This is a genomic window from Actinomyces sp. AC-20-1 (genome assembly GCF_023369555.1).
In the GTDB taxonomy this organism is placed as follows: Bacteria; Actinomycetota; Actinomycetes; order Actinomycetales; family Actinomycetaceae; genus Actinomyces.
This window is the reverse complement of sequence record NZ_JACJVC010000003.1, coordinates 39,785-53,616: the sequence shown is the minus strand read 5'-3', so window position 1 is coordinate 53,616 and position 13,832 is coordinate 39,785. Positions and strand designations below refer to the sequence as shown.

Annotated in this window: 13 protein-coding genes; 11 read left to right on the top strand and 2 right to left on the bottom strand. The window is 73.5% G+C overall.

Features of this window, described 5'->3' with window-relative positions; genetic code table 11:
• Window positions 1-10: 10 nt before the first annotated feature.
• The 7 genes from H6X67_RS02810 (at window position 11) to H6X67_RS02780 (ending at window position 6,052) form a co-directional block, all read left to right on the top strand.
• On the top strand, window positions 11-211 hold the full coding sequence (locus H6X67_RS02810) for a hypothetical protein (RefSeq protein WP_249367423.1): 201 nt from the start codon (window positions 11-13) through the stop codon (window positions 209-211).
• A gap of 217 nt (window positions 212-428) precedes the next feature.
• Window positions 429-1,964, top strand: coding sequence for an OmpA family protein (locus tag H6X67_RS02805; protein ID WP_249367422.1), 1,536 nt, complete (start codon window positions 429-431; stop codon window positions 1,962-1,964).
• Complete coding sequence (locus H6X67_RS02800; RefSeq protein WP_249367421.1) at window positions 1,961-2,668, top strand: hypothetical protein; 708 nt, start codon at window positions 1,961-1,963, stop codon at window positions 2,666-2,668. The genes H6X67_RS02805 and H6X67_RS02800 overlap by 4 nt, the downstream gene beginning before the upstream one ends.
• 12 nt (window positions 2,669-2,680) lie before the next feature.
• The gene (locus tag H6X67_RS02795; RefSeq protein WP_249367420.1) at window positions 2,681-3,775 is read left to right on the top strand and encodes a hypothetical protein; all 1,095 of its coding nucleotides are present in this window, start codon (window positions 2,681-2,683) and stop codon (window positions 3,773-3,775) included.
• A complete protein-coding gene (locus H6X67_RS02790) occupies window positions 3,772-4,371 on the top strand; it encodes a hypothetical protein (RefSeq protein ID WP_249367419.1) in 600 nt (199 codons plus the stop codon). Before H6X67_RS02795 ends, H6X67_RS02790 begins: the two co-directional genes overlap by 4 nt.
• Window positions 4,368-5,390, top strand: a complete 1,023-nt coding sequence (locus H6X67_RS02785; RefSeq protein ID WP_249367418.1) for a hypothetical protein — start codon at window positions 4,368-4,370, stop codon at window positions 5,388-5,390. The genes H6X67_RS02790 and H6X67_RS02785 overlap by 4 nt, the downstream gene beginning before the upstream one ends.
• Window positions 5,369-6,052, top strand: coding sequence for a hypothetical protein (locus H6X67_RS02780; RefSeq protein ID WP_249367417.1), 684 nt, complete (start codon window positions 5,369-5,371; stop codon window positions 6,050-6,052). Before H6X67_RS02785 ends, H6X67_RS02780 begins: the two co-directional genes overlap by 22 nt.
• 50 nt (window positions 6,053-6,102) lie before the next feature.
• On the opposite strand, the gene H6X67_RS02775 is transcribed toward H6X67_RS02780, so the two are convergent.
• Window positions 6,103-6,840 carry an A24 family peptidase gene (locus H6X67_RS02775; protein WP_249367416.1) on the bottom strand — a complete coding sequence of 246 codons (738 nt, stop codon included), beginning with the start codon at window positions 6,838-6,840 and terminating at the stop codon, window positions 6,103-6,105.
• A gap of 150 nt (window positions 6,841-6,990) precedes the next feature.
• Here H6X67_RS02775 and H6X67_RS02770 point away from each other — a divergent pair, with 150 nt between their 5' ends.
• The gene (locus H6X67_RS02770) at window positions 6,991-8,001 is read left to right on the top strand and encodes a hypothetical protein (RefSeq protein ID WP_249367415.1); all 1,011 of its coding nucleotides are present in this window, start codon (window positions 6,991-6,993) and stop codon (window positions 7,999-8,001) included.
• A 77-nt stretch (window positions 8,002-8,078) separates the two neighbouring features.
• On the opposite strand, the gene H6X67_RS02765 is transcribed toward H6X67_RS02770, so the two are convergent.
• Window positions 8,079-8,471, bottom strand: coding sequence for a DUF192 domain-containing protein (locus H6X67_RS02765; protein ID WP_249375457.1), 393 nt, complete (start codon window positions 8,469-8,471; stop codon window positions 8,079-8,081).
• A 337-nt stretch (window positions 8,472-8,808) separates the two neighbouring features.
• On the opposite strand from H6X67_RS02765, the gene rplJ reads away from it, so the two are divergent.
• From rplJ to rpoB, 3 genes are all read left to right on the top strand, one after another.
• The gene (gene rplJ, locus H6X67_RS02760) at window positions 8,809-9,330 is read left to right on the top strand and encodes a 50S ribosomal protein L10 (RefSeq protein ID WP_249367413.1); all 522 of its coding nucleotides are present in this window, start codon (window positions 8,809-8,811) and stop codon (window positions 9,328-9,330) included.
• 84 nt (window positions 9,331-9,414) lie between these two features.
• A complete protein-coding gene (rplL, locus tag H6X67_RS02755) occupies window positions 9,415-9,804 on the top strand; it encodes a 50S ribosomal protein L7/L12 (protein WP_249367412.1) in 390 nt (129 codons plus the stop codon).
• Window positions 9,805-10,185: 381 nt separating this feature from the next.
• A complete protein-coding gene (gene rpoB / locus H6X67_RS02750) occupies window positions 10,186-13,710 on the top strand; it encodes a DNA-directed RNA polymerase subunit beta (RefSeq protein ID WP_249367411.1) in 3,525 nt (1,174 codons plus the stop codon).
• The last annotated feature ends 122 nt before the right edge of the window (window positions 13,711-13,832 follow it).

Genomic DNA, 13,832 nt, shown 5'->3' with positions numbered 1-13,832 from the left:
AGGTCATCCCATGTCCAACGCCGTTCTCTCCTCCCAGGTCCGCGTCCACACCTGGCTCCACAACCTCGTCGAGCGCGAGGAGGGCCAGGGTGCCGCCGAGTACGCCGGCATGATCGTCGTCGCCATGATCGTCGCCGCCGCCGTGATGACGGCGTTCAACGGCTTCGACATCGGCGCCAAGGTCACCGAGGCACTCGGCAAGATCTTCTGACCCGTCCGTGCCACGCGGTGGGCTCGGGCACCCTCGGTGCCCGAGCCCACCGTGCTGCGCACGTCGCATGAGAACCACCCAGCGCATGGGGAGCACGGCCCATGCCGACCGGGTCCACGGCCGCGCCGCCCGCCGCTAGGCTCGCAGCGGTTGCCATCCGTCCGACTCACCCGATCCGACTGACCAGACTGAGGAAGTGCTGAGGAGCGCCGCCGCCATGAAGTCACCAGAGCCCGTCACCCGCCGCGCCGCCCTGCTGGGCTCGGCCGTCCTCGGCACGGCCGCCGTCCTGGCGGCCTGTGGGCCGTCACAGCCTGTCGACGCCTCCACCGGTGAGCCGACCGCGAGCGGCGGCCCCTCCGCCACGGCCGGCCAGGGCGCGGCATCCGGCCCCGCCCTCACCGGAGGCCTGAGCGGAGTCGAGTGGACGGTCACGGCGGGCCCCGCCGTCGTCACCGAGGGCACCACCCTCGTCCACCTCACCCTGTTCCCCACGCAGGGGGAGGCCATCCTGGGCACGACGACCTTCTCCACCTACAACACCCCCGGCGACTTCATCGGCGGTATCCGCATGCTCGACCTCGCCGGCGCCGCCTGCTACCCGGAGAGCGGCGGTAGCACGGAGGGCGTGCTGAGCACCGTGAGCGCCGACGAGCCCCTCGTGCTGCACCCGCTGTTCACCGCGCTCGCCGAGGGCACCGAGGAGGTCGCGCTGTTCCTGCCCGGCTTCGGCGTCATCCCGGGCATCCCGGTGGAGAGCTCCACGGACGTCTTCGACGCCGCCGCCGTGCTCGCCGCCTCCTCCCCGGACCTCGACGACGCGGGCCCCTACCCGCTGCAGACCCTCATCGGGGCTGCCGACGGCTCCTCCGAGACCCAGGAGGACGAGGACACGACGACGGTCCTCGTCTCGGGCGACGTCACCTTCGCCTCCGACTCCGCCGAGCTGACCGCCGAGGCGGACACCATCCTGTCCACCGTCACCGCGCAGATCGAGCGCTACCCCTCCGGCGGCTCGCTGGCGGTCACCGGCCACACCGACGACGTCGACTCCGACGCCCACAACCAGGAGCTCTCCGAGCGGCGGGTGCAGGCGGTCGGCGACCGCCTGGGCCGGCTCACCGACCTGTCCGCCTGGCAGGTCACGCTCACCGGCAAGGGGGAGTCGGAGCCGCGCGTGCCCAACGACTCCGACGCCAACCGGGCCGTCAACCGCCGCGTCGAGGTGGTCCTGACCCCCGCCGAGCCCGCCGAGGGCGAGGACGGGCTCGCGCAGGCAGCAGCGGGCGAGCTCCCGGAGCCCGCCGGCCCGGTCGGCACCGGGAAGGACGGCGTCGACGTGGACTACAAGGGCGCGACGCTGCACGTGTCCCTGGACCAGGTCACCCGCGCCGACGGCTGCCTCATCGGGCGGGTCCGCATCAGCGCCGACGCCACGGTCTACTTCTCCCCGGACGCCTTCCACCTGCCGCACGCCTGGCAGGCCCACTGGGGCGTCGTGACACCGAATGTCTGCTCCCTGTCGCTGCTGGACGGGGCGACCCGTTACCTGCCGCTGCAGGCGGAGGACGACGCGCTGCTGACGCCCATGACCGACGTCAGCGCCCCGCTCATCGACGGCCCCGACGCCCCCGTCCTGCTGCCCGCCGTCTGGCCGGACACCGGCCAGGACGAGGTTGTCCTCGACCTGCCCGGCGACGGCGACGACGCCATCGCCCTGCGCCTGACCGGCATCCCGGTGATCGAGGCATGAGCGCTGTGCGCACGGCGGTGCCCACTCGCCTGCGCCCGCTCGCCGCCGCCCTGTGCGACGAGCGCGGCGCCGCGGTCAGTGGCCTCATCGCCGTCATGGCCATCGGCCTGCTGTCCGTGGGCGTCGTCGTCATGCTCATGGTCGGCGACGCCGTCGCCGAGCGCCGCAGCGTCAACACGGCCGCGGACGCCGCTGCGCTCGCTGCCGCCGACCACTGTGCCGACCAGCTCGAGGACGCCTACCGCCGCGCGGTCCTCGCCGAGGACCCGGCCGGGTTCTGGGCCGAGCTCGGCCAGCCGGTGTCCACCTACTGCTCGCGCAGCGGCATCGAGCACGCCGTGACCTCCTACGCCGCGGCGAACAACGCCACCGTGACCGACATCGATGTCCTGCCCGGCCTGCGCTTCAGGGTGGAGGCCCGCAGCAACGACACCGTCTACGGCACGGACCTGCACAACTCGTCGATGGCGACCGCCCAGCTGGACCTGGCCTCGGGCGCCTGCGTGAGCGACGGGCTGCTGGGCGTCAAGGACGGGCGGGTGTGCCGCACCGAGCCCGAGGAGGTCGAGCCCGCCGAGGACGCGCCCGGCGGCTCCTCCCCGGAGCCGAGCGAGTCGGCCGCGCCGACCGAACCGCCCCAGCCGCCCCTGCCGCGCACGTACACCACCCGGGCCCGCATCGACACCCGCCTCGTCACCGACTGAGCCGGGGCACGCATGGCACTGAGCGGAGGGAGGCGCCCACAGCTGCGCGCGGAGCCGGGCCTGCGCGGCTACCGGGCGATGATCGCCGTGCTCGTCATCACCGGCCTCGTCATCCTCGGTGCCGTCACCGGGGCCTTCCACCGCCTCCTGTGCCTGGCCGACTCCTCCGCCTGCGGTGCACCCGCCCCCGCACCGGTGCCGACCGGCGCCGTCGCGCTGCCGGCGGCGAGTGACGAGCGGGTGGTCGTGGCGGCCGCCGCGGCCGGCGTCGTGGCGGGGGGACACCGGGACACCGTGGCCGGCCGGAGTCCCGTGACGCTCGCCCAGGCCGTCCCCGCCTGGAGCCAGATGTGGGGTGAGGGCCGACCTCAGGCCGCGCCCGCCAGCCGCTTCGAGGGCGCCGGCGTCCTCGTGGCGCTCGAGGACCTCGCCTGCGGGGCACCGGGGACAGGATCCTGCGACACGTGGGACGCCCTGGCCTCCGACCCCTTCGCCGAGCGCGCCACCGGCCTGCTGCGGGCCCCGCTGCTCGGGCTCGACCCCGCCGACCCGAGCACGGCGCAGCCCGTCGTCGTCGACCTGGACCTGGGCGTGAGGCCGGATGCCGGGCTCGACGCCGTCGACGACGTGCTCCACCGCTCCGTGCTCACACCCGCCACCGGGGTGACCACCCTGACCTGGACGTGGCAGCGCCCCGACGGGGCCCTCATCCAGGTGCGCGCCGAGCGGCTGCCCGACGGCTCCCTGACGGCACTGGCCGTCTGCTCCCTCGCCGAGACCCCCACCGGGCTCGAGCGCACCGAGCTCGTCGTGCCCGTCACCCCCACCAGCTGGGCGGCGGTCGAGTCCTGGCTCGTCGAGCTCGCCGGGCAACGGGTCGACCCCGACCCCGTGGCGCTCACCGGCACGGACCCCGCCGACATGTCGGTGAGTGCCTTCGAGCGTCTCGCCGCGCAGACCGGCCAGGGCCTGCGCGAGAGCGTCATCCTGCCCGAGGGCGAGAGCGCCACGGCCGAGCGGCTGCGGGCCGACCCCCTCCTGGAGGGCGCCGAGCGCCTGCCGCTCGCCGAACGGCCCGCCGGGGGAGAGTGGGTGCCCGCCCCGTGACCCGCCGCACCGCCATGCCCGCACCCATCCTCCTTCTCCTGCTGGTGCCCGCGCTCGCCGGGGCCGTCGCCTCCTGCGCGCACGACGACGTCCTCGTCCAGCCCTCGCCGCTGCCGCCCGCCGCCACCCGGGCCGAGGCGGTCGTGAGCGTGAGCGGCATCCAGCTGCCCCTGCCCGCGGACTGGGCCGCCGCGCCCACCACGGACGACGGGGAGGCATGGGCCCTGAGAGCCGGCGAGCAGGACTCGGCCCACGTGCTCGTCTCCACACCCCTGGGGGCGGGCTCCGGCGGGCAGGCCCGCATGCTCGCCACCACCCTGTTGGGTGCCGCGGTCAGCGGCTACACGGAGACCGGCTCCTACACCTCGGGGGCCCCCGGCCCCGCCGTCGCCGCCGGGCAGGCGGACGAGGGCGTCATCCACCTGGCCTTCACCCGCACGGGCCACGAGGGCTCCTCGCGCGCCTGGGTGCTGGCCACGACCGACGGCTGGGTGGTCATCGCCCTCGTGGGCGCTGACGACGCCCTCGCACTCGCCTACGAGCAGGCCCTCGTCGCCCCCGAGGACGCGCCCGCCGACCAGGACGCTCAGCCATGAGCGGCCTCACCCGCCGCAGCCTCCTCGCCCTCGCGCTCGCCGTGCCGCTGGCGGCCACCGGCTGCAGCGCTCACGGGCCGGCCGCCCCGAGGGGCTGGGACCGCGTCGCCGTCGGCGACCTGTCCCTCAGCGTGCCCACCGGCTGGTCCCACGGCCCGGTTGACACCGGTATCGGCGTGTTCACGGACGCCTGGCGCGAGGACGGGGGCAACGGGCACCTGCTGGCCGCCGGCCCCGTCGGCGCCACCACCGCCGAGGAGGCGCTGGCCGCCGCGCTCGACGCCCTGCGGACCAGCGTGCCCGGGCTGCGCCCGACCACGACCAGTGCCCAGGGCGGTGAGGACTCCCTCACCGTCGCCTGCCTCGACCTGGCCACCGAGCGCACCGAGCTGGGCTCCGTCAGGCTCTGGGCGCTTGAGGAAGGCGCCTCCTGCGCGGCCGTCCTGCTGGGCGCCCACCGTCTCGACGAGTCCGTGAGGACCACGGTGGAGGAGTCCCTGAGGATCTCCCCGCGCCACGACGGCCCGAGCGCCCCCGGCGGCTGGACCCGCGTCGGGCGCGGCGGCGCGAGCCTGAGCGTGCCCTCGGCCTGGAGCGCCGTCGGCGCCCTGGCCGGCTCACAGCGGTGGACCGCCGGCTGGGGCGACGTCGACGCGGACGGCGCGGCGCGAGCCCTGGTGCTCCTGTGCCCCGAGACGAGGGAGGCCAGTGCCTCGGACGCCCTGGCCCAGATCGAGTCCGACTGCGTGGCGGGCTCCGTGCCCGCCTTCGAGCGCGACGGCACCGTGGAGGCGCTGTCCCTCGACGAGGAGGGCCTCGACGCGCTGCGCCTGCCCTTCACCTATGGCGGCCGGGACGAGGGCGCCGGCCGGGGCAGCGGCGTCCTGTGGACCCTCCAGCGCTCGCGCGGTGACGGCGAGCCACTCGTGTGCGCCGTCCTCGCCACCCTCACCGCGGGCCTCGACACCGCGCTGCTGAGCACGGTCGAGGAGGGGCTGTGGCTGGCCGGCAGCGACTGAGCGCGACCGCGCGTGTCCTGGCCGTGCGGCGCCGCAGCGCTGTGCGCACGGGCCTGGTGACGGTGAGCGCGCTCCTGGCCGGTCTCGCCGGCTGCGCCTCCTCCCCACAGGCCGCCGACCCGCCCTCCGAGCCCAGTGCGCCCGCCTCCGGGCAGGAGGCGCCGCAGATCCGGCTGGCACGGCTGGCCGTCACCGGCACCCGGGTCGAGCCGGTCACCGGCCTGCTGGTGAGCCTGGGCGAGGGGGCCCGGGCCCTCACGCCCGAGAGCCTGGGCGAGGGGCGCGTGTCCGTGACCTACGTGTGGCCCGACGACACCGCCTGGGGGTACCTCGTCGTCGAGGGGCCGGCGGCCTTCACCGGCTCCACGCAGAGCGCCGCGCACGCCGTGAGGCAGGAGCTCCAGTCGCAGGGGGCCGTGACGACGGCCGAGCAGCCCCTGACCTGGGAGGGCTTCGCCCAGAGCCATCAGCTGACGTGGACGCAGGACGCGCTCCTGCCCGGCTGGGGCGAGACGACGGTCATCGACGCGGTCGAGCTCTTCCTCTGCGACGAGGCCGCACGCGCCTACACGCTGACGGCCTTCGTGCCCCGGGGCGCGCTGGTCGACACCTGTGCGGCGCTGATGTCGCTGTGCTCAGCGACCACGGCGCCCCGGGACTGAGCACCCCGGCAGGGGCTCAGGGCCCGGCGCGCGGCGGGCCCCGCGCCGTCTCACAGCACGGCGAGGACCCAGGCGGCGCAGGCACCGGCGACGAGGTACGGGCCCATGGCGATCATCGTGTCCCGCTGCGCACGGCGCAGCACCATGAGGACGATGGCCGCCAGCCCGGCGAGGAGCAACCCGGCGACCACCCCGGCAACGGGCACGGCCCAGCCGAGCCGTCCGAGCCAGAGCCCGGTGATCGCGCACAGCTTGACGTCGCCCATGCCGATCCCGGAGGGCACGAGGGCGAGCAGGAGCGTCGCGCCCCCGAGCCCGGCGGCGGCCCCGAGCGCCCCCGCCAGGGGGAGGAGGGCCTGAGCGGGCCCGGTCCCCGCCGCCAGGCGTGCGAGGACGTCAACGACGACGCAGACGGCGGCCCACAGGGCCGCCGGACCGAGCAGACGGTTCGGCAGGCGGTGACAGACGGCGTCCGTGCTCCCGGCCACCGTCAGCGCCGCGAGAACCGGTAGGACGAGCACGGCCTCGTGCCACCGTCCGGCCCAGAGCGCGGCGGTGCAGGCGCCGAGCGCCGCCAGGAGGAAGAGGGCCGTCTGCCGGCCGGCGCGCAGCAGAGCGCGCCGGCGTGCGGCGGCGCGCAGCGCGGGGGGCTGCGCCCCCGGCTCCTGGACGGCGGTCTCGACGAGCAGCGCGTTGACGTAGCCGCGGGCGTAGCGGGAGGCGGGCCCGTGGACGGTGGCGGCGCAGACGGCGAGGACGACCAGGACGAGGAGGAGCGTGAGGGGCACGCTCGCCACTGTCTCACGCGCGCGGCGCCGGCGGCGTGAGCCGTGCGCCCCGCAGTGCGGCGCCGGCGTGGGGCGCACGCCCCTGGTCGGGACCACGAGACGGCCGGTAGCGTGCTGTGGTCCCTGACGTCCTGACGAGGAGCCCTGACGATGACACTCTCCCGACGCCTCCTGCTCCGGCTGACCGGCGCGGCAGCGCTCGCCGCCGCCGGCGCCCCCGCGCTCGCCGCCTGCTCCGGTGACTCGGAGGACCCGCAGGAGGCCCCGTTGCCCGAGAGCTGGCAGCGTGAGGTCATGGAGCCCCTGACCGTACCCGTACCCGCGGGCATGAGCCCGTTCGTCCAGGAGAGCGGCTCCACGGACTTCTACTGGGACCGCTGCTGGACGAGCGACACCTCGGCCGTGCCGCAGGGCGACCTCGTCCTCGCGCGCCTGTGGGGCGCCGGGGCCGAGGACAAGGCCTCCGCCGCGCTCGGCCTTGCCAGCCTCATGGAGATCGTCGGCACCGACGTCACGACCGGCGAGACGCAGCAGGTGCGCGGCGGCTCGCGCCAGCCGCTGACCTCGTCGACCGGGTCCGGCGCCGTGTGGACACTCACCGGCACCCCCTCGACGGCCGTCGTCGTGCTCTTCGGCCCGTCAGTGGATGACGACATGGTCTCGGCCTTCGAGGCGGGCCTGGCGCTGGCCGACGAGCCCGAGCCGCAGGCGCCCGCCGAGGGGTGGCAGCGCCGCCAGGCCGCCGGCCTCTGGCTGCTCGTGGGCGAGGACTGGAACGACATCGGCCAGCCTGAGGAGCGCAACGGCGCCGCCCCCTGGTCCCGGGCGTGGACCGACCGGGTCGAGGACTCGCGCCTGCCGGGCACGGTCATGGCCGGTGACGGCCTGGCCGGCGCCTCGCTGACGGAGGCCGTGGCGGGCTTCCTCAAGGACCCGGGTGTCACCGCGCTGCGCGAGGCGGCCGTGTCCGCCTTCTCCAACGGCTCGTTGGAGGGCCAGCGCGTCGACTTCCTGTGGAGCGGGGCGGGCGACTACCACGGCTGCCTGTGGCTCGTGCGGGACGGCGACGTCAACCGGGCCGTCATCCTGCTGCGCTGGGACGACTCCGACGCCTTCGAGCAGAACCGCGCCGACGCCGAGGCGGGTCTCGCCCTCGTGTGACGCCCGGCGGGAGGGAGTGAGGGCCGCCCGGTTGCGCGGGGCGACCGGTGCGCGGGGCCTGGTGGGCCGCCCGCGGCTCAGGCGGTGGGGCGCTCGTCGGCGGGGCCGACGGCGAGGGTGCGTCCGGGTGTGATCCCGGCGTGCGCGGCCGCCCCCGCCGGCAGCTCGACGACGGCGGTCGCGCTCACGCGCGGCGCCCCGAGGCGCCCGGGCCGCATGGTGCGCGCGGTGCGCACCCGGCCCGAGCGCGAGAGGTAGACGACGTCGATGGCATAGCGCATGCCGAAGGTGTGGACCCAGTTGCAGCAGCGGATCCACAGGGCGCCGTCGAGACCCTCGGTGCCCAGCAGACCCGCGTTGCGCTCCTTGCGGTTGTGCGCGACCCACAGCGGGACGCCGGAGGGGGCGCCGTCGACGAGGAGCTGGGCGGGGGCGACGGACGGGGCCCACGTGGGAGTGGTCTGCGGCATGCCGGAACCGTAGGGGCACGGGGCGTCGGCGGGAAGGGGCGGGCGCCCCCGAGGCTGCGGGCCCGGGCCCGCACGTGACCGATCGCACCGCGCAGGAGCGTGCCAGCGCTTGCGGCGCGGGGCGGTGGGGCCGGTAGTGTGGCACCTGCCAAAGACCGCAGGTCTCCCGGTCCGCGAGGACCAGGACCAAGTTCGGCGCCCACGGGCGGCGAGGCCAGCGCAGGTGAGAACGAGACCCCTCCGCCCCGTGCGGAGCGAGAGCCCCGTGCCTTGCCGGCGCGGGGCTCTACCCGTTCCCGGGCCCGGGCGCCTGCGGCAGACCACGGAAGGAGGGCCCATGGCAAGGCCTGACAAGGAGGCGGCTGTCGCCGAGCTCGCGGGCAGGTTCCGCGACTCCGGTGCCGTGCTGCTGACTGAGTACCGCGGGCTGACCGTCGCCGAGCTCAAGCAGCTGCGTCGTTCGCTCGCCGGTCACGCCGAGTACACCGTGGTGAAGAACACGCTTGCCGCCATCGCCGCCCGCGAGGCCGGCCTGGAGGCCTTCGCCGACGACCTCAAGGGCCCCACCGCCCTGACCTTCGTCACCGGTGAGCCGGTCGAGGCCGCCAAGGCCCTGCGTGACTTCGCCAAGGACAACGCCAAGCTCGTCGTCAAGGGTGGTGTCATGGACGGCAACGTCCTCGACTCCGCCGAGGTCGAGAAGCTGGCTTCGCTCGAGTCCCGCGAGGTGCTGCTCGCCAAGGCCGCCGGCGCCATGAAGGCGTCGCTGTCCAAGGCCGCGTACCTCTTCGTCGCGCCCGCCTCCAAGGCGGTCCGCACTGTCGACGCCCTGCGCGAGAAGCAGGAGGCCGCGGCCTGAGCCGCGTGCGTCACCCCCACACCACACAGACCCTGTGCTGACCACAGACGGTGCAGGACCCTTTTTCAGGAAGGAACGCCCATCATGGCGAAGCTGACCACCGACGAGCTCATCGAGGCCTTCAAGGAGCTCACCCTCATCGAGCTGTCCGAGTTCGTCAAGGCCTTCGAGGAGACCTTCGACGTCACCGCTGCCGCTCCGGCCGCCGTTGCCGTCGCCGCCGCCCCCGGTGCCGCCGCTGACGGCGCCGCCGAGGAGGAGAAGACCGAGTTCGACGTCATCCTCGAGGCCGCCGGCGACAAGAAGATCGGCGTCATCAAGGAGGTGCGCGCCCTGACCTCCCTCGGTCTGAAGGAGGCCAAGGAGCTCGTGGACTCCGCCCCCAAGGCCGTCCTCGAGGGCGTCAACAAGGAGACGGCCGACAAGGCCAAGGAGCAGCTCGAGGGCGCCGGCGCCACCGTCACCCTCAAGTGAGCCCGTCCCCGCGCCGGTGACCCGGGCCCGCACGGCCCGACCGGCGGGGCGGAGCGATCATCGTCGGACCCCGGCCACCACCTGGTGGCCGGGGTCCGACGATGATCGCTCCGGCGCCCACGGCCGCCGTCGGGACGCACAGGGGACGGGAACCGGGCAGTATCCACGAATGTGTCCGGGATCGCAAGAACCTGAGGGGTCCCGACGTGGAGACGGGTGGAGGCGGCGTGTACGCTAGCGCTTTGCGTCCATTGTGTGTACTGGCACGAGTGTGATCGACCGACGGAGGACAGGCCCCTGGCCTGGCCCCGCGGCGGCGGACCCGACCGGCACCGCGCAGTGCACGCAGAGTGATCCCCGAGATGAGGGAAGGATCCCCCTTTGGCTGCCTCGCGCACCTCTGCACCTACTGCCGCTGACATCGCCGCGCGCACCGCGTCGCGTCGCATCAACTTCGCGAAGATCCCGGAGCCCATGCAGGCCCCGAACCTTCTCGCCCTGCAGACCGAGTCCTTCGACTGGCTCGTCGGCAACGAGAAGTGGCGCCAGCGCGTCAACGCCGCGAACGCCGAGCGACCCGACTCCCTGCCCAGCGCCTCCGGTCTCGAGGAGATCTTCGACGAGATCTCCCCGATCGAGGACTTCGGCGAGACCATGGCCCTGTCCTTCCACGACCACCGCTTCGAGGACCCCAAGTACACGGCCGAGGAGTGCCAGGAGAAGGACCTCACCTACTCCGCCCCCCTCTACGTCGTCGCGGACTTCGAGAACTTCCAGACCGGTGAGATCAAGTCGCAGACGGTCTTCATGGGCGACTTCCCGCTCATGACCGACAAGGGCACCTTCATCGTCAACGGCTCCGAGCGCGTCGTCGTCTCCCAGCTCGTGCGCTCCCCGGGCGTCTACTTCGAGCGCGCCACCGAGAAGGCCACGGACAAGTACGTCTACAACGCCAAGTTCATCCCCTCACGCGGCGCCTGGCTCGAGTTCGAGGTCGACAAGAACGACCACGTCGCCGTGCGCGTGGACCGCAAGCGCAAGCAGGACATCACCGTCTTCCTCCTCGCCCTGGGCATGGACGAGGCCGAGATCCGCGAGGAGTTCAAGGCCTACCCGGCCCTGACCTCCGTCCTCGACGAGGACCGCAAGGTCACCACCCAGGACGAGGCCCTGCTCGACATCTACAAGAAGATCCGCCCCGGTGAGCCGCCGAGCGTCGAGGCCGGCCGCACCCTGCTGGAGAACTTCTACTTCAACCCCAAGCGCTACGACCTGGCCAAGGTCGGCCGCTACAAGATCAACAAGAAGCTCGGCCTGGCCGCGGACCTGGCCGACTCCGTCCTGCGCATCGAGGACATCACCGCCGCCATCAAGTACCTCCTGGCGCTGCACGCCGGCGAGGAGAGCGTCGAGGGCGTGCGCGACGGCGAGGTCGTCGAGATCGCCGTCGAGTTCGACGACATCGACCACCTGGGCAACCGCCGCATCCGCGCCGTCGGCGAGCTCATCCAGTCGCAGGTGCGCACCGGCATGAGCCGCATGGAGCGTCAGGTGCGCGAGCGCATGACCACCCAGGACGTCGAGGCCATCACGCCCAACACCCTCATCAACATCCGCCCTGTGACCGCGGCCATCAAGGAGTTCTTCGGGACCTCCCAGCTGAGCCAGTTCATGGACCAGAACAACCCGCTGGCCGGCATGACGCACAAGCGCCGCCTGTCCGCCCTGGGCCCCGGCGGCCTCTCGCGCGAGCGCGCTTCCATGGACGTACGAGACGTCCACACCTCCCACTACGGGCGCATGTGCCCCATCGAGTCCCCCGAGGGGCCCAACATCGGCCTCATCGGCTCGCTGGCCACCTTCGCCCGCATCAACCCCTTCGGCTTCGTCGAGACCCCCTACCGCGTCGTGCGCGACGGCGAGATCACCGACGAGACCCACTACCTCACTGCCGACGACGAGGACCGCCACGTCATCGCCCAGGCCAACGTCGAGCTCACCGAGGACGGCCACCACTTCGCCGAGGACCGGGTCCTGTGCCGGGTCGCCGGCGGCGAGCCCGCCCTGGTGGCGGCCGACGAGGTGGACCTCATGGACGTCTCCCCGCGCCAGATGGTGTCGGTGGGCACGTCCCTCATCCCCTTCCTCGAGCACGACGACGCCAACCGCGCGCTCATGGGCGCCAACATGCAGCGCCAGGCCGTGCCGCTCATTCGCCCCGACGCCCCGCTCGTGGGCACGGGCATGGAGCGGCGCACCGCCGTCGACGCCGGCGACGTCCTCGTGGCCACCAAGCCCGGCGTCGTCACCGAGGTCTGCGCGGACTTCGTGCGCGTGGCCAACGACGACGGCTCCGAGACGGTCTACAAGGTCGCCAAGTTCCGCCGCTCCAACCAGGGCAACTGCTACAACCAGCTCGTCGTCGCCAACGAGGGCGAGCACGTGGAGGCGGGCAGCGTCCTGGCCGACGGCCCCGCCACCGAGGGTGGCGACCTGGCGCTCGGCCAGAACCTCCTCGTGGCCTTCATGACCTGGGAGGGCCTCAACTACGAGGACGCCATCATCATCTCCCAGCGCGTCGTCGCCGAGGACCTGCTGACCTCGATCCACATCGAGGAGCACGAGGTCGACGCCCGCGACACCAAGCTCGGTGCCGAGGAGATCACCCGCGACATCCCCAACGTCTCCGAGGAGACCCTGGCCAACCTCGACGAGCGCGGCATCATCCGCATCGGTGCCGAGGTCCGCAGCGGCGACATCCTCGTCGGCAAGGTCACCCCCAAGGGGGAGACCGAGCTCACCAGCGAGGAGCGTCTGCTGCGCGCGATCTTCGGCGAGAAGGCCCGCGAGGTGCGCGACACCTCCCTGCGCGTGCCGCACGGCGAGTACGGCATCGTCACGGGCGTGCGCGAGTTCGACGCCTCCAGCGAGGACGCCGAGCTGCCGGCCGGCGTCAACCGGATGGTGCGCGTCTACATCGCCCAGCGCCGCAAGATCACCGTCGGCGACAAGCTCTCCGGCCGCCACGGCAACAAGGGCGTCATCTCCAAGATCAACCCGGTCGAGGACATGCCCTTCCTCGCGGACGGCACCCCCGTCGACGTCATCCTCAACCCGCTGGGCGTGCCCAGCCGCATGAACGTCGGCCAGGTCCTCGAGCTGCACCTGGGCTGGGTCGCCTCCCGCGGCTGGGACGCCACCGCGGCCCGCGAGGCCGGCGAGGAGTGGGCCCTGCGACTGCCCGAGAACGGCGTGAGCGCCGAGCCGCGCACGCCGGTGGCCACCCCCGTCTTCGACGGTGTGCGCGACGACGAGCTCATGGGTCTGCTGTCCTCCACGCTGGAGAGCCCCGAGGGCCTGGAGCTCGTCCAGAGCGACGGCAAGGCGCGCCTGTTCGACGGCCGCTCCGGCGAGCCCTTCCCGTACCCGATCTCGGTCGGCTACATGTACATCCTCAAGCTCCACCACCTGGTGGACGACAAGATCCACGCCCGCTCCACCGGCCCGTACTCCATGATCACCCAGCAGCCGCTGGGCGGTAAGGCGCAGTTCGGTGGCCAGCGCTTCGGCGAGATGGAGGTGTGGGCGATGGAGGCCTACGGCGCCGCCCACGCCCTCCAGGAGCTGCTCACCGTCAAGTCCGACGACGTCAACGGCCGCGTCAAGGTCTACGAGGCCATCGTCAAGGGCGAGGACATCCCCGAGCCCGGCATCCCCGAGTCCTTCAAGGTGCTCATGAAGGAGATGCAGTCGCTGTGCCTGAACGTCGAGGCGCTCGACCACGAGGGCAACGTCATCGCCCTGGACGACGCCGACGACGACGGCCGCCGCGCCTCCGAGGAGCTGGGCTTCGACCTGGGCCGTCGCCCGGGCGGCGCCACGGTCTCCACGGTCGACGAGATCTGAGCCCTGACGGGACCCGGTGGAGGGGGCGGGCCGCCCCCTCCTGGGCCCCACGGGCCGCCGGCGGCGTCATGGAACAACGCCCAGGCAGCCCCACCAAGACACACACGATGAGCTGACACATC